At 40.7% G+C, this 24086-nt stretch carries 25 protein-coding genes and 1 tRNA gene; 13 read left to right on the forward strand and 13 right to left on the reverse strand.

Going from position 1 to position 24086, the window contains the following annotated elements; translation table 11 throughout:
- A partial coding sequence (locus ACKI4H_RS12555) for an NAD(P)-binding protein (RefSeq protein ID WP_407306400.1) occupies positions 1-315 on the reverse strand: 315 nt, incomplete at its 3' end.
- 188 nt (positions 316-503) lie between these two features.
- Between ACKI4H_RS12555 and ACKI4H_RS12560 the strand changes: the two genes are divergently transcribed.
- The 5 genes from ACKI4H_RS12560 to ACKI4H_RS12580 all read left to right on the forward strand — a co-directional run bounded on the left by ACKI4H_RS12560 (position 504) and on the right by ACKI4H_RS12580 (position 4944).
- A complete protein-coding gene (locus tag ACKI4H_RS12560; protein WP_407306235.1) occupies positions 504-1115 on the forward strand; it encodes a DUF1285 domain-containing protein in 612 nt (203 codons plus the stop codon).
- Positions 1116-1163: 48 nt separating this feature from the next.
- Positions 1164-2036 carry a glutamate racemase gene (gene murI, locus ACKI4H_RS12565; protein ID WP_407306237.1) on the forward strand — a complete coding sequence of 291 codons (873 nt, stop codon included), beginning with the start codon at positions 1164-1166 and terminating at the stop codon, positions 2034-2036.
- Between the two features lie 133 nt (positions 2037-2169).
- Positions 2170-3198, forward strand: coding sequence for a DUF4062 domain-containing protein (locus tag ACKI4H_RS12570; protein ID WP_407306239.1), 1029 nt, complete (start codon positions 2170-2172; stop codon positions 3196-3198).
- A 66-nt stretch (positions 3199-3264) separates the two neighbouring features.
- Positions 3265-4278, forward strand: a complete 1014-nt coding sequence (hemH, locus tag ACKI4H_RS12575) for a ferrochelatase (protein WP_407306402.1) — start codon at positions 3265-3267, stop codon at positions 4276-4278.
- Positions 4279-4299: 21 nt separating this feature from the next.
- Complete coding sequence (locus ACKI4H_RS12580) at positions 4300-4944, forward strand: MBL fold metallo-hydrolase (RefSeq protein ID WP_407306240.1); 645 nt, start codon at positions 4300-4302, stop codon at positions 4942-4944.
- Between the two features lie 763 nt (positions 4945-5707).
- Here ACKI4H_RS12580 and ACKI4H_RS12585 read toward each other — a convergent pair.
- Positions 5708-5893, reverse strand: a complete 186-nt coding sequence (locus ACKI4H_RS12585) for a DNA gyrase inhibitor YacG (protein ID WP_370982693.1) — start codon at positions 5891-5893, stop codon at positions 5708-5710.
- Between the two features lie 85 nt (positions 5894-5978).
- On the opposite strand from ACKI4H_RS12585, the gene ACKI4H_RS12590 reads away from it, so the two are divergent.
- From ACKI4H_RS12590 to ACKI4H_RS12600, 3 genes are all read left to right on the forward strand, one after another.
- Complete coding sequence (locus tag ACKI4H_RS12590) at positions 5979-6653, forward strand: SAM-dependent methyltransferase (protein ID WP_407306404.1); 675 nt, start codon at positions 5979-5981, stop codon at positions 6651-6653.
- Positions 6654-6660: 7 nt separating this feature from the next.
- A complete protein-coding gene (locus ACKI4H_RS12595; RefSeq protein ID WP_407306242.1) occupies positions 6661-7866 on the forward strand; it encodes a TIGR03862 family flavoprotein in 1206 nt (401 codons plus the stop codon).
- A 70-nt stretch (positions 7867-7936) separates the two neighbouring features.
- On the forward strand, positions 7937-8347 hold the full coding sequence (locus ACKI4H_RS12600) for a GFA family protein (protein WP_407306244.1): 411 nt from the start codon (positions 7937-7939) through the stop codon (positions 8345-8347).
- 37 nt (positions 8348-8384) lie between these two features.
- On the opposite strand, the gene ACKI4H_RS12605 is transcribed toward ACKI4H_RS12600, so the two are convergent.
- Positions 8385-8969 carry a hypothetical protein gene (locus ACKI4H_RS12605; protein ID WP_407306246.1) on the reverse strand — a complete coding sequence of 195 codons (585 nt, stop codon included), beginning with the start codon at positions 8967-8969 and terminating at the stop codon, positions 8385-8387.
- Between the two features lie 9 nt (positions 8970-8978).
- Positions 8979-9761 (reverse strand): class I SAM-dependent methyltransferase, encoded by a 783-nt coding sequence (locus ACKI4H_RS12610; RefSeq protein ID WP_407306248.1) that lies wholly within the window; start codon positions 9759-9761, stop codon positions 8979-8981.
- A gap of 124 nt (positions 9762-9885) precedes the next feature.
- Between ACKI4H_RS12610 and ACKI4H_RS12615 the strand changes: the two genes are divergently transcribed.
- A complete protein-coding gene (locus tag ACKI4H_RS12615) occupies positions 9886-11157 on the forward strand; it encodes a hypothetical protein (RefSeq protein WP_407306250.1) in 1272 nt (423 codons plus the stop codon).
- A 472-nt stretch (positions 11158-11629) separates the two neighbouring features.
- Positions 11630-12583, forward strand: coding sequence for a 2-hydroxyacid dehydrogenase (locus ACKI4H_RS12620; protein ID WP_407306406.1), 954 nt, complete (start codon positions 11630-11632; stop codon positions 12581-12583).
- Between the two features lie 46 nt (positions 12584-12629).
- Here ACKI4H_RS12620 and ACKI4H_RS12625 read toward each other — a convergent pair whose 3' ends face one another.
- The 6 genes from ACKI4H_RS12625 to glyQ form a co-directional block, all read right to left on the reverse strand.
- Positions 12630-13133, reverse strand: a complete 504-nt coding sequence (locus ACKI4H_RS12625; protein ID WP_407306252.1) for a hypothetical protein — start codon at positions 13131-13133, stop codon at positions 12630-12632.
- Between the two features lie 203 nt (positions 13134-13336).
- Entirely contained in the window at positions 13337-13669 is a 333-nt protein-coding gene (locus ACKI4H_RS12630) for a hypothetical protein (protein ID WP_407306254.1), read from the reverse strand.
- 369 nt (positions 13670-14038) lie between these two features.
- A complete protein-coding gene (locus ACKI4H_RS12635; protein ID WP_407306256.1) occupies positions 14039-14428 on the reverse strand; it encodes a hypothetical protein in 390 nt (129 codons plus the stop codon).
- A gap of 153 nt (positions 14429-14581) precedes the next feature.
- Positions 14582-15958, reverse strand: a complete 1377-nt coding sequence (locus tag ACKI4H_RS12640; protein ID WP_407306258.1) for a DUF1214 domain-containing protein — start codon at positions 15956-15958, stop codon at positions 14582-14584.
- A gap of 148 nt (positions 15959-16106) precedes the next feature.
- A complete protein-coding gene (gene glyS, locus ACKI4H_RS12645; protein WP_407306259.1) occupies positions 16107-18176 on the reverse strand; it encodes a glycine--tRNA ligase subunit beta in 2070 nt (689 codons plus the stop codon).
- Entirely contained in the window at positions 18176-19159 is a 984-nt protein-coding gene (glyQ, locus tag ACKI4H_RS12650) for a glycine--tRNA ligase subunit alpha (protein ID WP_407306261.1), read from the reverse strand. Before glyQ ends, glyS begins: the two co-directional genes overlap by 1 nt.
- 325 nt (positions 19160-19484) lie before the next feature.
- Between glyQ and ACKI4H_RS12655 the strand changes: the two genes are divergently transcribed.
- Positions 19485-20291 (forward strand): transglutaminase family protein, encoded by an 807-nt coding sequence (locus ACKI4H_RS12655; protein ID WP_407306263.1) that lies wholly within the window; start codon positions 19485-19487, stop codon positions 20289-20291.
- Between the two features lie 43 nt (positions 20292-20334).
- Here ACKI4H_RS12655 and ACKI4H_RS12660 read toward each other — a convergent pair whose 3' ends face one another.
- A complete protein-coding gene (locus tag ACKI4H_RS12660; RefSeq protein ID WP_407306264.1) occupies positions 20335-21213 on the reverse strand; it encodes an IS982 family transposase in 879 nt (292 codons plus the stop codon).
- 322 nt (positions 21214-21535) lie between these two features.
- On the opposite strand from ACKI4H_RS12660, the gene ACKI4H_RS12665 reads away from it, so the two are divergent.
- Positions 21536-22636: an HPP family protein gene (locus tag ACKI4H_RS12665; RefSeq protein WP_407306266.1), complete on the forward strand. Its 1101-nt coding sequence runs from the start codon at positions 21536-21538 to the stop codon at positions 22634-22636.
- A gap of 84 nt (positions 22637-22720) precedes the next feature.
- Here the strand turns inward: ACKI4H_RS12665 and ACKI4H_RS12670 are convergent, their stop codons facing one another.
- Positions 22721-22984, reverse strand: coding sequence for a PspC domain-containing protein (locus tag ACKI4H_RS12670; protein ID WP_407306268.1), 264 nt, complete (start codon positions 22982-22984; stop codon positions 22721-22723).
- A gap of 305 nt (positions 22985-23289) precedes the next feature.
- On the opposite strand from ACKI4H_RS12670, the gene ACKI4H_RS12675 reads away from it, so the two are divergent.
- Positions 23290-23925, forward strand: a complete 636-nt coding sequence (locus ACKI4H_RS12675; RefSeq protein WP_407306270.1) for a hypothetical protein — start codon at positions 23290-23292, stop codon at positions 23923-23925.
- An 85-nt stretch (positions 23926-24010) separates the two neighbouring features.
- Here the strand turns inward: ACKI4H_RS12675 and ACKI4H_RS12680 are convergent.
- Positions 24011-24086, reverse strand: a tRNA-Lys gene (locus ACKI4H_RS12680).

Raw genomic sequence — 24086 nt, forward strand, 5'->3', positions numbered from 1 at the left:
CCAGTGCGGCGCTTCCTGTGATTTTTCATCTGAAAGCAGGAAGAAGGTTTTGTCTTCAGTCACCGGCACATTTAACGGCGCACCCTGTTCTTTCCAGTCCGGGAACAGCTCGTTCATGGCACGCGGTTCAAGCACCGCACCCGACAGAATATGTGCACCGACTTCGGAGCCTTTTTCCACGACACAAACGGACAGATCATTCAGGTTGTTTTCAATTGCAAGTTGACGGATCTTGATCGCTGCAGACAGACCGGCCGGTCCTGCGCCAACGATGACGACGTCAAACTCCATCGATTCACGTTCGATGTGTTCCATGTAGGACTCCTCATGTGATTTGAAGGTGGCAACCGTAGTGATTTCACCCGGTGCTGCCATAAGTGCTCTTAATGCCCAGACACAATTTTATTATCATGTCTTTTATATTGTGGGCTAGTATAGTTTTAAACCTTGATCTAGCCAATTGGCTGAATCATATTATTTTTCCGTCAACAGGGGTATTCGGTATGGCTAATCAAAATAATGCACCAAATCAGACGAAAAATGTCGCGATTCCTGATGATAAAAATTTAATGGGTATTACACAATACTTAAAAGATGCACAGGTTGGTCACAAAAGGTCAATCCCCCCATTGGAGCAATTTCATCCAAAGCATTGCGGTACAATGGATTTGAAGGTAAAAGCCAATGGAGAGTGGTGGCATGAAGGTCAATTGATTAAACGGCAAGCTATGATTGACCTGTTCTCAACCGTACTCTGGAAAGAAGATGGCAAGTTCTATTTAAAGACGCCGGTTGAGCAAATTGAAATAGAAGTTGAAGATGAACCTTTATTGGTCAATCAGGTGGATCAGGTCGAAATTGGGGGTAATAAATATATCCAATTCACCACTACCACACAGGATGTGGTGATTGTGGACCGGGAACATCCAATTTTTATGCGTGAATATTCAGGTGAATTACGCCCTTATGTTCATATCCGTTTTGGCATCAACGCCTTAATTCAACGTTCTGCTTTTTTTCATTTAATTGAAATGGGAGAGCTGCTTGAAAATGACAAAAATGAAACCATTTTAAACTTACAAAGTGGTGATTTTCACTTGCAATTAGGCACCTGAGGTTTAAGCTTTGTGCTTCCAATTTCCTGAACTGCTGAAAGTGAAACTATGACAGCCATTCATCCTATTTATCCTTTAACAAATCCCATGCCCAAGGCGCAACCTGATGCCCCGATTGGGATTTTTGACTCTGGAATAGGTGGATTGTCGATTGCACAGGACATTGCAAATTATTTACCCAAAGAACACATCCTTTATTATGCAGATACTGCAAACGTACCTTATGGTCCACGTGATGATCAAAATATTCGTGAGCTCACCGCTGATGCAATTGAATGGCTGTATCGTCAGGGCTGTAAAGTGGCAGTGGTGGCGTGCAATACCGCTTCTGCTTTTAGTCTGGATTATTTGCGTGATCATTATGGCGCAGACTTTCCGATTATCGGTTTAGTGCCTGCGTTAAAACCTGCTGTACTACAGACAAAATCTAAAACCGTGGCGGTTCTTGCAACCCCCGCAACTTTTCGGGGCAAGCTGATTCAAGATGTGATGCAGCGTTTTGCCCTGCCTGCCCATGTAACTGTCATTCCTGTGACCTGTCTGGATTTGGTGCCCTTTGTGGAAAGGGGTGCACAGATGAGCGTGGAATGTTTAGCGACCTTAAAAGAAATATTACAACCTGTGGTTGACCAAGGAGCCGATTATTTGGTTTTGGGTTGTACGCATTATCCCTTCTTAAAACCTGCGATTGAGTCTATTTTTGGTCAGAAACTGACATTAATTGACTCTGGTGTACCAGTTGCGCGACAAACAGCCCGAATTTTGATTAAAAATGAGTTATTATTTGAACAAGATCAAAAAGACAGCTTAAGAATCGAATGTCATGTCAGTGGCAATAATGCAGAAAATTTAAAAACTGTGTTGCAGTGCCTGATTCAGGAGAATTTAACTTGGGATATTCGCAACATTACTGTTGAATAAGCCAACAAACGCAGCTAGTCTTTTGAAATATAGTAAAAAAAATTAAATTTTAGATTGGGGTAGCCGATTACAGCCGAACTGATCAGCATAGCTACAGTTGGGAATGTAATGTGCAATTGGAAGAGGATAACCAATGCTCGATAAGCGTTATCAGGTTTTTATTTCTACGTCTGGCAGTGAGATGCAGCCCGAACGTATCGTTTTAGCTCAGACTCTGGTGGGAATGGGGTTCTTTTCTTGGGGATTAGAACAACGCACCCCCTTGAGTACGGCATTTGCACGTCGTCAAATTGATGACTGCGACTATGTGGTCATTCTTTTGGGCAGCCAATACGGTGAACAATCTGTGTCAGGTGTCGGGTATATGCACCTCGAATACATTTATGCGGTCACCAAACAGAAACCGATTATTGTTTTTATGCATGAAGACCCGGCATCTAGGGGCTCTGCTTTACAGGATCAAAAACCGGAACTTCGGGAAAAATTCTTGGAATTTCGTAAATTATTACAACAAGAAGCGGATCAGATTTTTACTTACCGTAGTATTCGTGATTTGGAATTGGCAGTACGTTTTAATATGCCACAAATGCTTGAACGTTATCCTGTTTCAGGCTGGGTTAGACCACAGAACACCCAATCCCTGCACGATGAAATTGATCAACTCAAGGCTAAAATCGAGCAACTGGAAACAGAAGTGGGTAAGCGAGAAGTCGATCCTTTTCTGTCTTTACCCAAAGTTTCAATGCATGAATTATTTTCTTTTGAATATCGAATGCATGCCTATCAAGATGGCAATTTCAAGGAACTGAAAATTCAAAAGAAACTGACTTGGGCGCAGTTGCTGAATATTTTGGGCACCATGTTTGTCAATCCGACGCCAGAAGAATATTTTTCTAAATATATGAATGACTATTTAAACGACACGGGCCTAGAAGATGCACGGGTGGAAATGCCGCGTGCACATGCAGTGGCACGTGCACAAATTAATATTCGCGCCTTGCACAGTATTAAAATGCAAATGCGTCAAAATGACTGGATTGTGCAATCTGGACGTGACGACCGTCAACGGATGTTGTGGCAAATTACCTCCAAAGGACAAAAGCTTTTAGAAAGCAATCTGCTGGATAATAATCGTGTTTTTCAATTTAAATCACAATATTAATCTATATAGAGAAAGTGCAGAAAACTGTTAAAGTAAAGCCGTTGATATATGTTGGAAAAGCGTTTGATGTTTTCTGCACCTAAAGCGAAAGTCACCATTATTTTAGCCAATTTGGGTACGCCAGACGAACCCACTGTTCCGGCAGTGCGCCGTTTTCTGAAGCAGTTTTTATCTGATCAGCGGGTTATTGAAATTCCAAAACTGGTTTGGCAAATCATTTTAAGACTGTTTATTTTGCCATTTCGTCCTAAACGGGTGACTCATGCTTATGCAATGGTATGGGGACAAGATTCACCGATGCGTGAAATTGTCTTTCAACAGGTTAAAGCAGTTAAACAACAATTAATTGAGCACTATCCGCAATTTGAATTAAATATTGTCCCTGCCATGAGCTATGGTAATCCGGGCATTCAAGAATTGCTGCAAAAATTAAGTCTAAACCCACAAGATCATATTATTTTACTTCCTTTATTTCCTCAATATTCGGCAACTTCGACAGCTCCCCTCTATGACGCATTGGCAAAGTGGATACTCACCCAGCGCAATTTACCCGGCTTGTCGATTGTTCGTGATTATTATCAGCATCCTTTATATATTCAGGCTTTGGCACAAAGTGTACGGGACTATCAGGCTGAGCATGGCGTTGCAGAAAAACTGTTGATGTCATTCCATGGTATTCCACAGCCTTATGCCGATAAGGGCGATCCCTATGCAGACCGTTGTCGTATTACCGGTCGACTTGTGGCACAGGCTTTGGGTTTGCAGGATGATCAATGGGGAATAAGTTTCCAGTCGCGTTTTGGCAAACAGGAATGGATAAAACCTTATACCGATCAGCTGCTGCAAGAATGGGCAGAGCAAGGGGTAAAATCGGTGCAGATTATGAGTCCGGCATTTTCTGCAGATTGTCTCGAGACTTTAGAGGAACTGGCTTTACAAAATGCTGAAACCTTTAAATCAGCGGGGGGTGAACACTATGCTTATATTCCTGCACTAAATGCTCGCGCAGATCATATTGCATTGCTCACTATGTTGCTTCAAGCTAATCTTGATGCGTTAACGCAAACATTCGCCCACTAATTTCATCGAGGTTTCGTCATCATGTTGCAAGTCAAAATTGTTCCTGTCACGGCATTTCAGCAAAACTGTTCAATTGTTTGGGATTCAGAAAGTAAAGAAGCAGTTCTGATTGATGCGGGTGGTGAACCTGAAAAATTGGCCGCTGAAGTTGAGGCACTCGGTTTGACTGTAAAAGCTTTATGGTTGACCCATGGTCATCTGGATCATGCCGGTGCAGTAGGTGCATTAACCAAACTGTGGAATGTTCCTGTGATTGGTCCGCATAAAGAAGATGCTTTCTGGCTGGATATGATTCAGGAAGTATCAGCGCGTTATGGTTTTCCAATTCCAGAAAAGGTAGATGTTAGTCAATGGCTTGAAGGCGGTGAAGTATTAAAGCTAGGGGCTGAAAAATTTGAAGTGCGCTTTGCCCCAGGGCATACTCCCGGCCATGTGATGTTCTATAACAAAAATTATGGTCTGTTATGGACAGGTGACGTGCTGTTTAAAGGTTCTATTGGGCGTACCGATTTCCCACGGGGTAATCATCAACAGTTGCTAGATTCAATTCAGCATGAATGTTTTAGTCTGCCAGATGAAACTCAATTTATTTCAGGACATGGCCCAATCAGTAGCATTGGTTTTGAAAAACAGCATAATCCTTTTGTTGCGGGTAAAGCGGGTTAAGGTGAGCTTTTCAGAGATTGATGAATCAATTTTATCAATCTCTTCTAAAAGGACTACTCAGCAGCTGCTTTAATTCTAAAACAATAATAATTGCTGTAAGAGTAAATAAGATACCAATTGAAATAACAATGACATCGTAGGCATAAAATCCCAAACCCAGACTCACAGTGCTGAGTAAGGCAAATAGAAAAAATAGAATTTTTAAACACCATAGTCCCATGGGAAGGGTCCTTTTTTATAATTATTAAAATTTATAATTTTGTAGATTTAAGCTATAAAAAGAAATTTTTTATGGGTATTTTTATCCTAGCAGGATGGTTTGAAAATTGAGCAATAATATTTTTTTATCGGAAAATTAAGAATTTTTTGATATCTGATAAAGAATTATTTTTCTTGGTTAATTTTATTTCTCTATTACACAAATAAAAAACAAATTTAATACAAAATACTAGACACAGGCTCTTTTAGTGTATAAAAAGCTTTAATAAGTCACATTATTTTAAATTTATTCTAAATAATTGGGGGGTGGTGTGAAGCTTTGGTTTACACGAGTAGTATTATTCATTTTTAGTCTGAGCGCTTTAGTATGCTTAGGTTTAGGTTTTTACAGTCAAGACCTAATCATTATCGCAATTGGTATCCTTCTTGTTTTGGGTATTATTCTTTTAAGTTTGGAATACAAAAAGATGAATTCTAACCCTTTTGGTTCAGATTGATGAATGACTTTCATCAATCTATTATCCCTTTTTTCTAAAAAAGCATTTTAAAACTCATCTTCTTCACGGCCGTCATCAGCTTGCGGTGCATCTTGAGTTGGCAGTTTATATTCATCATTTGCCCAAGCGCCCAGATCAATCATTTTACAGCGTTCTGAACAAAAAGGACGGAACTCGTTGCCTTCCCAAGTCGAAGGTTTGCCACAACGCGGGCAAGGAAAAGTGCGAGGCATCTTATTACTCCGGATAAAAATGATGATTCGATTAGTCAAACTCAGTTGCTCTTGCTAGACTTGAGCCGATTTTTGTTAGTTTGATCTGATTATGCCAATTCGTCAATTTCAAGCACAGCGTATGCATGCGCCGCGTGATTTTCAAATGATTCAGCCAGAGCCGATTTGTGTGGAAATTGGTGCCGGTAAAGGTAAACATGCTTTGCTTTTTTCGAGTCAGCATCCCGAACATAAATTGATTGCCATTGAACGCACCCGTGAAAAATATGTGGCCATGCAAAAACAGCATGCCTTAGAAGGACAAAAAAATTTACAGGCGATTCATGCCGATGCCATGCCATGGATTGTGCATGCTTTATTGCCTGCACAAGTGCAGCAATTTTTTATTTTATATCCTAATCCTGAACCGCATAATCCGGCACAACGCTGGTTGAATATGCCGTTTTTTGAATTTTTAATATCACGTTTACAGGTCGGTGGAACGGTGACTTTAGCCAGTAATATTCCTGACTATATCGCAGAAGCGCAACAGCAGTTGATTGAGGTGTGGAAATTATCGTTTGTTAAAGAAGTGATTCCCGCTACTTCTGCACGTACCCATTTTGAAATCAAATATTTGCAGCGCGGTGAACTCTGTCAGCAACTGATCATCACCAAGCCAGAAGGCTATACCACCCGTTTTGATGACTTTATGCCGTTACAAGGGCAAAATGTGGTGATCGAAACTGCATCAGAAACTGATCCAAAAGATGCCGAATGAGTGGGTTATGAAAAAGCGTGTCGCAATTATTGGAGCAGGTCCTGCAGGGCTGATGGCTGCGGAAGTGTTAAGCCATTACGATTATGAGGTGCAGGTTTATGAACAGAAACCCTCAGCCGCACGTAAATTTTTAATGGCTGGAAAAACAGGCTTAAATATTTCCCATGCCGAGCCTGTGGCACAGTTTGTTCAGCGCTATGATCAGGCAGACTGGCTTGCAACCTGGATACAACAGTGGGATGCGAAATGGATTCAACAATGGATGAAAGATTTAGGCATCGAATCCTATGTCGGTTCATCCGGTCGGGTATTTCCAGTTGATATGAAAGCTGCGCCATTATTGCGTGCCTGGTTAAAACGCTTAACTGAGCATGGTGTGATTTTTCATTATCGCCATCAATGTCTGGATTTAAATGGTTCCGAATTACAGCTTAAAAACCTGGTCACGGAACAGGTTGAAACCGAGCAGTTTGATGCCATTGTGCTGGCCTGCGGTGCGGTGTCATGGTCACGGCTTGGCAGTGATGGTGCATGGCAACAATGGTTATCTCGGGATGAAATTGAAGCCTTTCAGGCGAGTAATGCCGGCGTAGAACGGTCCTGGTCCAAGTTTATGCAACCGGTATTTGGTCAGCCTTTAAAACGGGTTGAAGCATGGGTGGATGGTCAAGTCAAAACCATGGGTGATATTGTGATTAGTCATTATGGTTTAGAGAGCGGTTTGATCTATAAACAGGGACGTGCATTGCGTCAGCAGCTTAAAAATGGTCAGGCCATGCAACTATATTTGGATTTAATTCCAGATCAGACGGTTGAGCAGCTCGCGCAAAAATTACAACCAAGTAAAAAGCAGTCTTTAAGTAATGTCTGGCGTAAAGCTGGTCTAGACCATGCCAAAGCCAGTTTAGTTCGTGAACTGGTGGCTAAAGATGTATGGAATGATCCCTTGGCTTTAGCACAGCAGATTAAGCATTTGGCTATTCCTTTAGCGGGCTTGCGTCCGATTGAAGAAGCAATTAGCTGTGCGGGTGGTATCAAACGTGATGTCTTGTCTGAACGACTCCAGTTAAAGTCAAATCCGCAGGTGTTTTGTTGTGGCGAGATGCTGGATTGGGATGCACCGACCGGCGGTTATTTATTGACTGCATGTTTTGCCACAGGCCGTGCCGCAGGTGAAGGGGTGCATGACTACCTGGCTGCAAAAATAGAATAAGGACGATTTTGAACTGTGATTTAAAGCATGCTAGGGTGAAAGTTCAACCATTATAAAAAATGCGAGTGTTATGTCTAAAGAAAACCAGTATAGCGGAAGCTGTTTATGTGGCGGTTTACGCTATGAAATTCAGGGCGAAATTGGTGACATCGTGCAGTGTCATTGCCAAAAATGCCGTAAAGCCAATGGTACAGCTTTTGCCAGCAATGCTCCAATTCAAAAAGCAGATTTTAAAATTGTGCAAGGTGAGCATTTGCTGAAAAAGTTCCAATCTAGTGATACGACTCAGCGCTGTTTTTGTGCCGATTGTGGCTCACCAATTATGAGTATTAAAGCCGAAACACCGGATCTGTATCGTTTGAGAATTGGCACACTGGATACACCACTTCAGCAAAAGCCGACCCAACATATCTTTGCTGCCTCCAAGGCAGAGTGGGATAGTATTTGCGATGGCCTGCCTCAATATGATGAGCGAGCATAAGTCACTCCAATCAAGAGACGGGATCAACTGCCCTTCTTTATGAGGCTGATTTTACGGTTTCCGCTTTACTCGCTTCAGGATATTGTGACCGCCAATATTCCAGTTGTTCCTGGGCATGCAAAAACTCGCCGAGCCCTTTGATCTTGTCTGCCGAGTTTTTAACAGGTTCGGTTTTTTTATCTTTGCGCCCCTCATACAGTCTGGCTTGATTTTGCCAATATTCAGCAATCAAGCCTTGAATATAGCGTCCTTGTTCAGTTTTTAAATCCAAATCTTTGAGCATGTTTAAAGCCGAGCGAATGTTGTCACGTTTACGGTTTTGTGCAAATTCATCCGTCAGTGAACCTTCCTCCTCCATTTTGATCAGTTCGTCTTCCATCTCGTCACTCATTTGGCTGAAGCGCTTATCAAAGTCAGTCAGTAAGGCAATATCATGTTGATCATCTGGCGTTTTCTCAAAAGATTTGACCGGTTCAGTAATCAACTCCTGCATGACTTTATCTTCAGGTTGAATTTTATCATTTTGAGTTGCGCTATTTTTGCTGTGATCACACGCACTCAGCAATACACTTGAACACAACAACACCGGCAGCCCAAGTTGTTTCAGTTGAAGTTTTTTCATGATGATTCCTTATTTTTGATCAATTTTTTTAAAATCATAAGCATGGGTCAGATAAGGGAAAGCAATTTCATCGTGTGGATCTTTACCAGTGTAACTGAAGACAATCTGTTCAAATAGGACTTTTAATTGCTGCTGTTCCTGCTCAGGCAGGGCTGCAATAAAACTGGTCGACAGCAAACGTTTCGACACCACATTTTCTACTGTACCGACATGCTGCTGCTGAAAATTCTGGATATGTTCCAGCTGAAATAACGATTGTTGCTGGAACACATCTTTCCACTTTTCACTATGATAACGAGGTGTGTTACCCTCCAAAGGTTTAATCAGGTCTGCCAATGCCTTGACCCAGTCAACGTTTATATCACGCTGATTCCAGATCAGGACCAAATGTCCAGAGGGTTTCAAGACTTGATGAATTTGCTGTAAAGTCTCCAGATTGGCAAACCAGTGGAAGGATTGCGCACAAATCACGGCATCTATGCTATTTGCAGTGACGGGCAAATATTCACTGCTGGCTTGCAGGGTTTGAATTTCTGGATATGCCTGTTGCAGCTGTGCCAGCATTTCCTGAATCGGTTCAATCGCGGTTATATGTGAGGTAATTTGCTGTAAGTAGGGTAAGAATTTGCCAGTACCGGAACCCAGATCGATGACCTGCGATTTTTCACATAGTTGCAGCTGATATTGTAGCCAGTTCACGATGTCCTGTGGATAATTGGGACGGACCTGTTGATAAAGTTCTGCAGCAGAACTAAAGCCTTTTTGAGCAGCTGGATGGAGTGATTGTGTCATATTTTGCGCTTTTTAATATTCTTGGCATCTATAAAATACCATAGTCGCTTTTCGTAAATAGGCAAGGTGTCTATTTGTTCTATTGACTGTAAAAAAACAAGGGCCGATTTGCTTCGGTGTGGAAATGGATAAACACATTATTTTTGAAGACGAACAAATTCGTGCAATATTTTTAAAAGGCTCATCGGATGAGCTGATTTTCTCTTTTGGCGATTTAATTACCCGCGCCAAGGGGCTGTCGATTAATGCTGAAAAATCTTTGCATAAACATGATTTTAATGTGATCGGGATTATGCCGAAGCAGAAATCGTGGTTTCCTGAAAGCTCAATGCGACAGATGTTTGCCGAGATACAGGAGCTGATTGCGCCGTTTAAAACCCGGATTGGCTATGGCGGTTCAATGGGCGGTTATGCTGCCATCAAGTATTCCAATTTACTCGATTTAAAGCGCGTGGTTGCCTTGGTACCGCAGTATTCAATCAATCCTGAAGATGTCGAAGACCCGCGCTATAATATGTTTTTCCATGCGGAATTAAATGCCAATATGCAGGTGCAGCCTCAGGATGTTTCAGCCGAGCGTGAATACATTCTAGTTTATGACCCTTACTATCCTGAAGATCGTGCACATTATTTAAAACTTGAACAGGTTGTGCCGCAAATTCGGACCTTGAATCTGCCTTTTACCGGACACGATGCGATTGCTGTTTTGGCCAGTTCAGAATTGCTGTATGACTTTTTAATGCATGAGTTTGATGAAACTTATTTCTATAAGAAGATTCGTCAGGTGAAAAAGAGCAGTAAGTTCTATTATCGTAAAGTCATTGAAAATTTATTGCCGCGTCACCGCAATGCCTTGGGCTCGATTTTAATTAACAATGATTTACAGCTGGATAACCAGTTTTTTGATGCAAAGTTGAAGCAGAACTTACTGCGAGAATTGCTGAGCAACAAGCAGGTCAGTCAGCAGGATTTACAGAAACTGGGTATTCAGGTGAATTTGCCTCAGGAAAACCGCAGTCATTTACTGGACTGTTTCGGTCATAGTCTGGTATTCAATGTCATCAGCCAGAAAATTGAAAGCTATGCCGCTGGCGCAATTGCCTTAAATCATAAATTTTTGATTCCGATTTTTGCCAAGGGCACTGGTTTGGTACAGATTAATTTGAATGACGAACGCTATGTAGTGGCAATGAATGATCGACAGGTCATGAAGCTGTTTAAGGAACAAGAACCGTTATTAACAGGAATGCATCCGATTGTGATCAAGAAATATAGCGATTTTTACTTGCTCAGTTATAAGCAGTTCAACTTAAGCACGAATGAGTATGGCAGCTATGATTTTATTGAAGACACATCGGAAACTGCTCAATTTATTACTCAACCAGAATTGTCTTAAGCAGGATTGAATAGCCTTTAATTGTTTAAAATAAACTCGACTTTGGTCTGATTTTTGAACGCTTGCTTTATATTTTAATCGGTCTAAGATAGAAAATATAAGGCAAGTTAGATTTGCTAAAAGTTGAACAATAAACAAATAAACCATACAGGGTGCTTAAGGATGAAACATGATTTTATACCGGCTGTGCTTTTAACCATCATCTCTATATTCATACCTTCCTATGCTTTGGCCCAGAGTCCAGATCCGACTTATATCATTATGGGCGGGGGGTTGCTTGTTGTTTTTGCTCTAGCAATCTATGTATTTTATGAAATTCGGAAGTCGATTCAAGTCCATATTAACAAACCCACTAAATAGTGGGTTTTTTCATATCTCATGGCTGAATTTGGTTGAAAAAGCATATAAATCTAGCTTTTAATGTAGGGCAAAATAATTTCAGCCCCTATCTAAACTAGCCAAGGAATGCATGATGAAAGCCGTATTTTTAGATTATGAATCACTCGATCAAAATGATTTGGATTTTAGCGCACTCGAAGCGGCTTTTGATGAATTAACCCTATTTCCAGGCATGAGCCCAGCACAGGTTTTAGAGCACGTACAGCATGCAGATGTCATCATCAGTAATAAAGTGGTGCTGGATGCAGCAACGATTCGGCAATGTCCAAATTTAAAACTAATTTTAATTTCCGCGACAGGTACAAACAATGTTGACCTGATTCAAGCGCGTGAACAAAACGTTGTGGTATGTAATTGTCAGGGCTATGGCACGTCTGCGGTGGCACAACACACCTTGGCTTTAATGCTGGCTTTGGCCACTTCACTGCTTAAATATGACTGCGCGGTGAAGCAGGGTGAATGGAATAAGGCCTCACAGTTTTGTTTGCTGGATTTTCCGATTATTGAACTTGAAGGCAAGCGTTTAGGGGTGATTGGTTATGGTGAATTGGGACAGGCGATTGCAAAACTGGCTGCAGCGTTTGGCATGAAAGTTTTGGTTGGATCATTACCCAATCGTCCAGCTGATGCCAGTCGTATTCCTTTTACAGATTTACTGCCACAAGTTGATTTCCTGACTCTACATTGTCCTTTAACCGAAGATACCCGTAATTTGATAGATACCGAAACCTTCGATGCCATGAAATCTACAGCATTTTTAATTAACTGTGCACGTGGCGGAATTGTCAATGAACAAGCACTTGCCGATGCTTTACGCCAAGGCAAAATTGCCGGAGCTGCAACCGATGTGCTCACCGTTGAACCGCCTAAAAATGGCAATGTGTTATTGGCAGATGATATTCCAAACCTGATTATTACCCCGCATAGCGCGTGGGGCAGTGTCGATGCACGACAACGTATTGTGCAACAGATGCTAGATAATGTTGCAGCGTTTAAAGCCGGGAAGCCGATTCGACAAGTGAATTAATCGGCTTTCACACGAACCTTCTGCCAATAGGGAGAGGGCATATTTCTTATAAGTGTGTGGTTTCATTGTTTTGTACCGGATGTGTTTGAGTAGCGGGTACTTGCTGAACGGGTGCAGAATCAACCCCGGTCGATGACTGGCTCAAAGGATGGGAAACAATAGGCGCAGACTGCTCTTCTGGACTGCCAATAAGACCATCTTTGGTTTCATTTAATTTATTATTCACTTTTACTGCCGCATTTTGAGTTTTTTCTATCGCGATTACTGATTTTTCACTGGCAAAATCTTTGGTTTCTTCCCAGGCATTTTCAACTTTAGGTTTTACTTTCGCAATTCCTTTTTGCGCTGCATGATCAAATTTTTCAGCCGTATTTTGCACCGTTGTTTGCGCCTTTTGAGTAAGTACTTTAAAGATATTCGGGTTATCGCCATAAGATGCAGCCTGACGCTGTGTTGGAGTCACAGTTTCGCTTGTCGTCGTCGTTTGGGCAAAAAGCGGAGTTGAAGCTAAAATTGCGCTAGTAATTAATGCAGCTTTTATCTTTTTCATTGTGGGTTTCATTCCTGTTTTAATACTCATTTGAAGTCATTTCATCTCTATTTAACTTGATTCTAAAGGCTAAGTTTGCTGGAAATATGAAGTTTGATGAAATGGCTACAGATTCATAACATTAAAATAGCTTCTTGATGCACAGCTAAAGGAAAAGCCCATAGAAATGAGCTTTTTTAAATATAGGGCTTAAAGACAAGATTTTAGTTTTCATCAGCAACCCAGACTTCATTGGGCGAGGGTGTATGCGGTCTTCCAGCCAGATTATTCAACTCAGCATGCGTTGTACCGTTGATGTCCATATTACTGGGATGTGAACTTGTCTCATCATTGGTTTGACGTTTTTCATTGGCCGAATGGTCACTATTTCCTGAAGTATTTTTGCCAGCTTGAGTTTTATCGCTACCTTTTTCTCCAGCCTGATCGACTTTTGGAGTACTTGGTTCTACCTTTGCATCCTTCGCTGCCTGTACGGCAGTGTTTGCAAAAATGAAAGAAGAGATTAAAAGAATCGCTGCGGTCAATTTTATTTTCATGCTGTTCATAGCGCGATTTATCCTATATGACAGAACCCGATGAAAGTCGAGTTTTTAGACTGAAATATCATATTAGATTTAATAGATAAATCATTAACTTGAGAATAAATTCAAACGTTTTAACAACCTCGAATGAACAATTTTGATGGATATGTGAACGCAATTTTTAGCTGTCATTTTTTTAGTTTTTGAATTTTAATTATTTTTCAAAAAGAAAAATTGAGCTTGGATACAAAGTATTTATATGTGACATTTTAGAATAAATATCGATAAACGGTATTTGACTGGAAATCAAATAATAGATGGTTTTATATTAAAAAGGGGACAAGAATCACCGAATCAATATTGAGTCAGTGATTCCGAGGGGGATTAGTTACACTGAGCTAAAGCATCTTCATGAAAATGATTACGGAGTGCAAGGAAGTTTTTTTGCACTTCTGGCGCATGCAGATCAAAATTGTTTGCTGTACTTGTACCATCTTTGGCAAATGTTGCCGAGCCACCTGAAATAAGGGTTAAGCCTTTAAATACCCATTGTTCTACCGATTTCCCTGCTTCCAGATTACCGGTAAATTCAATCACGCATTTTCCAGGGAATTTGGTGATTTTGGCTTTATTGTTGGTCGTGTCCGGATAGACTTCCAGGTTTTGAACTTCCTGTAATACACCCGTTTCAAGCTGTGGAATTTTGGGTGCAGATGTACACGCTGAAAGAGCAATACCCGCAAGACCAGTCAAAATAAGAGCTTTAAATTTCATATGATTCTTTCTTGTTGAGTGTTGTTAAGTTGAGTATAGGGAAGTAGGGAATAGTTGGCTATAAATTTAATTAAAGTCTTTATTGTTTTAAAGTGAGTAAAATTAGAATAAAAGAACCACCATAATAGGTGGTTCTTTTATTCCTATACGTAATTAAGGTGTGTATCTTAATTCATAACTTTTTTTACGGAGTTCAAGCTGTGTTTTTCGTTCAGCTTCATTAACGAGTTTTATTCCACTCGGCAATTCATTTTTTAAATCTACCAGTTTTACTAGTTTGAGTAATGCTGTAGGTAAGGCTTGGTTAGGATTGCCTGATAGACCTTGCCAACGTGGATTTAAATAGCCATGGTTTAAGCCATCTGTATCAATCCAGTTATAAATACCAGGGTCTTTTTTGGAAATGACATAGGTATAACTACCATCAGCATTTGCTAAAGATTGTGCATTATTTAAGGTTTGTGTTTTGTGTATATAATTGGTGGTAATAAACCATTGATTATAAACTGGTAAAATAAAGTAATTCGCATCTCCTAATGTTGTTGTGAAAATAAGTGCTTCATCATCTTCAATATGGAATGGGCTATACGTAGCAGCTTGTGTCGAGAGTCTTCCTTCCGTTCCACCTAGTGTGAGTTCGGGTAAAGTATTAACTGATGGAGCATTCGATAGTTTGTAATAATAATTATAGGCGGGTCCCGCACTCGTTAAATTTGATAAGAAACTCTTATATTGATCATCTTTTGTAATAATTGGAATGCGTTTAGAACCCTCCGCACGCTCGATAGAAAGTTTATCGAATTGCTGATTTTTCCAATCGTTAATTGTGTTTCTAATAAAAATAGAGGTTGCCGTATCTTTTAACTGAATATAGTTAGCATATGTTGAGGGAGCTGATTGTTTACTGACGTAAATTTCAAATGAGCCATCCTTATTTCGGACTAAATCACTTGTAGCAAGATTGGATAAAGTTTGGTTATTCTTATCCCATAATGAGAAGTTGACATCTAGTGGTAATTTGCTATTAGCTGTGCCTTTAATCACATAGCTTACATTTGTATCGATTGGAATCGTGCGATAAGTAGTATCTGGATTATCAAACACAGTGCGAGAGCCTAATGCATTTACACCAAACCAAGTATGGGCTGCAGCTAAAATTGAGATGATTTTTTCATTGCTTTTATCATTATTATATAAGCTCAATGCACTTGCGAAAGTCGTTTCTTGGATGGCTTGATCAAGTAAGGTTAGATTGTAATCATCTATTTCTGTTCCATTCGATTTTGCAATTTGAAGCAAGTCTGCTGCTTTTAATTTTAATGCAGCTTGAGATTCAGGAGTATTGATAAATTCGAGTGCTTGCTTTTCAGCATTGATTTGATCTTCACTTGCTAAACCAGTAAGGCTGGATGAAGGGGTAATAACAGGTTGTGTAATCACTTTATTATCTTTATCTGAATTATCATTACAGCCAGTTGCTAAGATGACAGTGCTACTTAATAAAAATGGTAGAACAAACTTTTTATTCATAGAAAAATACTCTTTTATTTGTGGTGGATAGTAGTAAAAGAGGAGATTAAAAAGAAATAAAAAAATGTGAGAAGCTATACCCAAATAGTGCTATTCAATTTGAAATAAAAAACCCGCTCTAAAACGGGTTTTTTATCAGCTAAATTTCTTAGTGCTGTAACACCGAAATGTCCGCAACACTCGTAAACAAGCCACGTAACTGAGCAAGCATACGTAAACGGTTTGCTTTCAGGTCTGCATCATCTGCCATCACCATTACACCGTCAAAGAACGCATCTATAGGCGAACGAAGCGCAGCAAGTGCAGACAGGGCAGCAGTGTAGTCTTTGGCAGCGAATAACGGCTCCACTACTGGTGTAATTTTCGCAAGTTCAGCGAACAAAGCTTTTTCGGCGTCTTCAACCAGATTTGCTTCAACCACAGCGCCTTCAGGTGCAGCTTCTTTTGCAAGAATGTTGGCAACACGTTTGTTTGCAGCAGCCAAAGCAGCAGCTTCAGGAAGTTCACGGAAATGATTTACTGCATTGACACGCTTGTCAAAATCAAGCGGTGATTTTGGAGACAAGGCTTGAACCGCCTGAATCACATCAACCGCAACGCCCTGATCTTCATATTTCGCACGGTAACGACCCTCAAGGAATGCCACTGCATCTTTTAGCGTCTTGTCGTGATCTTTCAATACATCTCCATAAGCAGCAAGTGCAAGTTTGATCAGGTCTTCAATTGAAACATCAAGCTCGTTTTCAGTTACAAGACGCAAAATACCAATCGCAGAACGACGCAGCGCAAACGGGTCTTTAGAACCTGTAGGTGCCTGACCAATACCGAAAATACCTGTGAGCGTATCTAAACGGTCAGCAAGGGCAATGGTTGTGCCTGTTTTAGTTTTCGGTAAAACGTCACCCGCGAACTTAGGTAGGTATTGCTCACCTAAAGACTCAGCGACTTCATCATTTTCGCCTTCAATGCGTGCGTAATAAGTACCTGCAATCCCTTGAAGTTCAGGGAATTCACCCACCAATTCAGAAGTTAAGTCACATTTTGCAAGAAGCGCAGCTTTTTCAGCATCAGAAGGCGCAGCACCTGTAATTGGCGCAAGCGCTACAGCTAGTTTTGCAATACGAGTCGATTTATCCCACAAAGTACCCAATTGTGCCTGGAATACCATATTTGCCAATTTCTCTTTACGAGACGCAAGCGGTTGCTTTTGATCTTGCAAGAAGAAGAATTCAGCATCAGACAAACGTGGACGAACCACTTTCTCGTTACCTTCAATAATTTGAGTCGGATCTTTAGACTCAATGTTTGAAACGGTAATGAAGTAAGGCTGAAGTTTATTGTCACTATTCACCAAGCAGAAGTACTTTTGGTTGTCCTGCATTGTAGTGATCAGTGCTTCTTGAGGAACCGCAAGGAAGCGTTCTTCGAAGCTCGCGCGAAGTGCAACAGGCCATTCAACCAGTGCAGTCACTTCGTCACGAAGATCCGCAGGGACAATCGCAATTGCATTTACTTCATCAGCCAAGGCTTTGACTTGCTGGTCGATGATCGCTTGACGTTCTTCAAAAGAAGCCACAACGTGCGCTGCTTTAAGCTTGCTTAAGTATTCATCAGCATGTGTCAACGTAATCGCTTCAGGTGCATGGAAACGGTGACCAAAAGTCACGTTGCCTGCTTTATGGTCCTGAATGGTTGCATCAATGACAGCATTATCCTTAAGCAATACCACCCATTTTACAGGACGCACGAATTCAGTACGGCTTGCCGCAGAACGCATACGTTTTGCAATTGGAAGGTTGTCTAAAGCGGCTTGCAAAATTTGCGGTAAAAGCACGTCAAGGCTTTGACCTTTTACATCTTTTAAGTAGCACACTTTTTCAACTTTACCAGCTTGGAAAGTTGAAACTTGATCAACTGTAATGCCTTGACCACGCATAAAGCCTTCAAGGGCGCGTGTTGGTTTGCCTTCAGCATCAAATGCAGCTTGTTTTGCAGGACCATCAAAACGTTTTTGAGTGTCTGCTTGAGCGCCATCAACGTTGACAATTTTAAGTGCCAGACGACGTGGTGCTGCATATGCTTCGATCGAATCGAATGCCAGACCTGCATCTTTTAAGCCTTTAACGGTTTCAGCGTGCAACGCATCACGTAATTTTTTTAAGCTTTTTGGTGGAAGTTCTTCACAACCCAATTCGAACAAAACGGTATGTTTAGACATTATTTGCTCTCCTTGTGGGCTTCTTTCGCTTCTGCTTCAACTTGTGCTTTTAACTGTGCCAGAACTTCATCACGTAACTGTGGTTCAGCCATTGGGAAGCCAAGCTTCGCACGTGCTGCTACGTAGCTTTGTGCAATTGAACGTGCCAAAGTACGTACACGTAAAATATAACGCTGACGTTCAGTCACTGAAATCGCACCACGAGCATCAAGCAGGTTGAAGCTATGTGATGCTTTAATGACTTGTTCGTAGGCTGGTAATGGAAGTTCAGCTTCAATTAAACGTGTCGCTTCAGCTTCGTAGAAATCGAACAGTTCAAACATTTTTTCAACGTTGGCATATTCGAAGTTATAGGTCGATTGTTCCACTTCGTTTTGGTGGAATACATCGCCATACGTTACTGTACCGAACTGACCTTTGGTCCAAATCAGATCGTAAACTGAATCCACACCTTGCAGGTACATGGCAAGACGTTCAAGACCGTAGGTGATTTCGCCTGTTACTGGGTAACATTCGACACCACCGACTTGCTGGAAGTAAGTGAACTGCGTCACTTCCATACCGTTGAGCCAAACTTCCCAACCCAAGCCCCAAGCACCTAGTGTTGGAGATTCCCAATTGTCTTCCACGAAACGAATGTCGTGTACCAGCGGGTCAATACCAATCGCTTTTAACGAGTCAAGGTACAACTGCTGGATGTTGTCCGGGTTTGGCTTCAAGACTACCTGGAACTGGTAGTAATGCTGCAGACGGTTCGGGTTTTCACCATAACGGCCATCTTTGGGACGGCGTGATGGCTGAACGTAAGCTGCATTCCAGGTTTCAGGCCCCAGTGCACGAAGGAAAGTCGCAGTGTGGAATGTCCCTGCACCCATTTCCATATCATAAGGTTGCAAAATGACGCAGCCTTGCTCCGCCCAGTAAGTTTGTAAGGCAAGAATTAAGCCTTGGAAGGTATCAATATGCGATATGGCGCGACTCATGGTCATCCACTTAAAATTAGAGAAAAATTGTGCTCAATTATAAGGACTTTGCAGGGGAGTGGCAAAGGGTTAATGTGAGGATCCTTTTTTGAAAAAAACAAAAGAGACTGAAACGATGCGAGCATGGATCGGCATACTGTAATTTTGGCTTTAATAGGTCGATGGCGGCGGGTCTGAAAATCAGGAATAAATCGGATGGATCGCATTCCTCTATTTCAGCAGATAAATGAAATTGTGATAAAGATAAACTGATCTAATACGATTGTTTGCATGAAATTGGTTTAATCTGCATACAGTAAAATAATGCTTAAAAATAAGGAAGTTCATGACCACTTACCAAATTCAATGCCATTTAAAATACAAGATAGTGCAGCCTACAGAATTTATTTTTATGGTTCAGACGGCGCATCATTCCGATCAGAATATTCTCGAAGAACAACTGAGCTTTAACCTGCCGGTGGCATGGCATGAATTTCAGGACTCAAATCATCAAAACCGTCATATTCGTTTGCATGTCGAACCTTGTGATCATTTTGAAGTGAACTATAGCGCGACAGTTGAGCGTCATCCTGCTATCAATGTCGAACTTCAGCAAAACCTTAATGAAGTGGTTGTTTCCGATTTACCAGATGAAGTGCTGCCTTATTTATTGGCCAGTCGCTATTGTAATTCAGACCTGCTGGTCGACATGGCAAACCGCTCATTTGGCTGGATGACATCGGGCTATCCGCGGGTCAAAGCGATTGAACAGTGGATTTATAACAATATTTTTTATGTGTCGGGCAGCTCTGACCAGTTTACTACCGCAACAGACGTACTTATCCATCGGGCGGGAGTCTGCCGTGACTTTGCCCATTTGGGCATTGCACTGTGCCGTGCTTTAGGCATTCCGGCACGCATGGTGGTGGGTTATGTCGAGATAGAAAAATTTTTACCGGATTTTCACGCGATTTTTGAAGCTTATTTAGAGGGTGGATGGGTGTTGTTTGATCCAACCCGCTTGGCGCCTGTAGAAAATTTGATTCGAATTGGAACCGGTATGGATGCAGGAGATGTGGCTTTTTCGACCTTCTATGGTGAAATCGAGCTGATTAAAATTGAACCTGTGATTACTGAGCAGTTGGTTCGTTAGCGATGATTAAAAGACATTAAAATTTTACGTAGTTTAACCCTAGTTACGGATAAGCTAAATTTCTAACGACATGAATTTTTGGCTTATTCTTCTGACAGAGTTGATAGGCACATAGAGAAGAAAATATGCCTGCTAGGAAACCGTAAATAGCCCGATGTTTACTGTTTACTAAATGGTATTTTTCTTTCAATAAGCCAATTAAAGTTTCAATTCTTTTCCGCTGTCTCAAGTGGTATTCATCAGAAAAAGGCAATAGACTTACTCGCATATTCTTTCTAGGATAAGTAATTAAATCGATATCTTGCTCTAATAATTTGGTTTTTATCGATTTTCCAATATAACCTCTATCTCCATAAACAGTTGCCAATAAGCCATCAACTAATTCTTCGATTTTTCTAATGTCTGCAATGTGTCCAGCGGATAAAACTGTATTCACAATTTGTCCTTCACTATTCATGAGAAGGTGTAATTTGCAACCATAAAACCAGTCTATAGAACTTTTGCCACGAGAAGCAATATCGTCCAAAGCATGGTGACCTCTAGGAATTCTTTTGTTTTTACAAACAGGTAAAGGTGTTGAATCAATCCATAGATATTGACATGCTTGTCCTTTGCTTAAAGCACGGTGTAGTGCATGAATCGCAAGCTGATGTTGGTTAATCAGGCTGAGCATATTTTTATAGCAAGGCAAAGACTTAAATAATTTACTCTCAAATTGATAAAGCAATTGAAAAAATGTTTTAAAGTTATTTACTTGCGAGGTTTTATAACAAATTGCAATCGTCACAATTTCAGAGAGGGATAAGGTTGCTAATCGAATTCGTTTACGCTTATTTTCCTGCTTGAGAAATTGCCAATAGATAGGTTCAAATTTCTTAAAAAAATCATCAATGGCACAGAAGATTTCTGTAAAATCAGACATGGTGGTTAGAGTCTTTGGTTTGTGTAGTAACTTTCTAAATGGCTCTAACCATCTTTTTTTCAAGCGGTTTTCTTATCCGTAATTCGGGTTAGTTTAATGATTTTAAATGAATATAGGGCATAAGTTGTTGATCGTGCTTCGGTTTAAAGCGCCAGGCATTAAAAATTTGCAAAATCATCATAAATGCTACCAATGAATGTAGACATTTTTATTTTGGAAATCATCAAAAAATTGATAATAAAAAGATATAAAATAAATACATCTTTATGCAGCATCACTCTATAATTCACAGCTTCAACTCGAAAATAATAAAAGGCGTGCTGTGTTCCATCCTCAACTTGAATGGCTCAATACCTTAAAACCCAATTTCAAAGTCCTGCCGCTCAAAGACCGTCTGCTATGTGGCATAGGCGCATTTTTGGGACTTGCACTTTCCTCACTGATCAGTGGATGGGTGTTGGGCGATATCAATGCTTGGTATATCGCGCCAATGGGTGCATCATCAGTGCTGCTATTTGCCGTACCTGCTAGCCCCCTGGCTCAACCGTGGAATATGGTGGTCGGCAATACTATTGCAGGTATTGTTGGGGTGACCTGTGCGATATATATTCCTAACTTGACCGAAGCTTTTAGTGTTGCGGTGGGTCTTTCAATTATCTTAATGATGACCACAGATTCCTTGCATCCACCCAGCGGGGCAGTGGCGATTACCGCAGTTCTGGGCGGGGAAGCAGTCCAGCAGCTTGGATATAACTTTATTTTCTATCCTGTTTTATTGAATTCATTGTTATTGCTGAGTATTGCAATCGTATTTAATCGCATGCTGGGTAAACAGTATCCGCAAGTCGTACAAATCAACCAGCGTTCCAAAGATCCAACACCCACCCAGAAAGTCACGATTCAACCGCAAGATATTCAAGACACTTTGGATCAACAAACCGAGCTGTTAGATATTAGTGAATATGACCTGCAAAAAATTATTTTAGCAGCGCAAGAAAAAGCCAATGCGAGGGGAGTAAGCCAGTTCAAATGCCAGGATATTATGACCAAAGACGTCATTAGCCTGAATGAAAATGATGATATCCATTCCGCTTTGGATAAATTTAAACGTATGAATTTAATGAGCTTGCCTGTGAGCGATGCTCAGCATCAATTGGTGGGAACATTGGCTTTGTATGAAGTGGTGGAATGGTTTAAGCGAGCGACCGATCTGCGCAGCACTTGGGAGCGTCAGGTGAAACATATTATGGTACGTCAAGTCGTCACAGTGAAACCGGAACAACCGATCCAGGATTTGATACCTTATTTTGTGGAACGTTCTTTTAATTATATTGCTGTGGTGGAAAACCAGAAAATGGTCGGCATTATTAGCCGTGCCGATATGATTGCTGCATTGAATCAACAGTTGAATCTGGCAGCTTAAAGTTAAAAAATGAGCAAAAAAAGACTACGACTCATTGGGGTAGAAGTCGTAGCATAAAACTTTAAAATATCAAAATTTTAACTGTTAACGGTAGGGATTAGAATCCTGATTTACCGTCCGAACTGAATTCTGATAGCCGGAAGCATCTATTTGAAACTGTTGCTTAGGCATAATAAGCCATAAAACCAAATACACTAAAATGCCTGGAAATGCTGCGCTCATCAGAGAAACCATGACAAATATAATGCGGAGTAAGTTTGCATTCCAGCCAAATCGTTCAGCAATACCACCCATCACCCCTGCAATCATATTCTGTCGGTTAGAACGATATAAACCAACATTTGCCATCTAGTTCTCCTGGAAATTAGAAAATATATGAAGTTAAAATAACTTGCCTATAGGTAGAAAATGGTGGTGAAAAAGACTTTTTAAAGGGATCCGGAATAGTAAATCGTTAAGTTATGTAACTGAGTATGCCGTATTAACTCTGCTGCAAGATAAGATGTATTTATATTGAAAAAAAGTTAATTTATATCAATGAAAATCAATCTGCTCTCTGAGTTATTTTATAAGGAAATAGATTCAACCAGATTACTTATCCAATAAATCATTGAATGTACAACTAAAAAAATCTAGCATTTAGGGGTAAGTCAATGTTTCTAAAAGTAGATCATCGTAAATATATGCTGGTGGCGGTTGTATGGGGTCTTGTGGGCTGCAATCAGCCATTCGAAGAGCCTGTAGCTGAACAGACAGAACGACAAAATCAGGTAGCCAACTCGTCTACTATAGATACTCAAGGCAATAAACTGACCGAGGTTGCCGGAAAGATACCTATGCCTGTAGCAGATACAACAACCGAACCTCAGAGAAAAATTGCAGAAAATGCCAAACCTTATGTGGGGCGCTACCAGATTGCAATTAGCTGTACTGATCCTATTGTAAAATGCAAACAGGGGAGTGCAGATTTAGTTATTAATCTATTAGCAGATGGTACGGCATATCGCAGTATTATTCATTTAGGTAAAATCACCTTTGCTTCGAACAGTTATCAACGTCAAGATTATTGGTCTTATGATTCAATACATCATCAAGTGATCGTGCATCGATTGAATGGGGTAGACTTTTTTTATAATATCGATCAAGACCAAAACCTGGTCATGGAGCTGGATAAAATTGCGCATGCATCGGCACTAAACGAACAGTATTTTGCTGAGGGTAATCCATTTCCACGGCAGCCCTATTGTTTAGTCAAAGAAACTACCTCACTGAAAGCCCACGAATCCTAAAATTTAGGCAAAAAAAATACTCCTAATATGGAGTATTTTTTGTTCAATACAATTGAAATTTTATTGTGATCGTTATAGTTGAATTTGGTGGGTTGTGAGGGGTTCGAACCCTCGACCAATAGATTAAGAGTCTACTGCTCTACCAACTGAGCTAACAACCC

The sequence above is a fragment of the Acinetobacter sp. genome (assembly GCF_045628685.1).
GTDB lineage: Bacteria > Pseudomonadota > Gammaproteobacteria > Pseudomonadales > Moraxellaceae > Acinetobacter.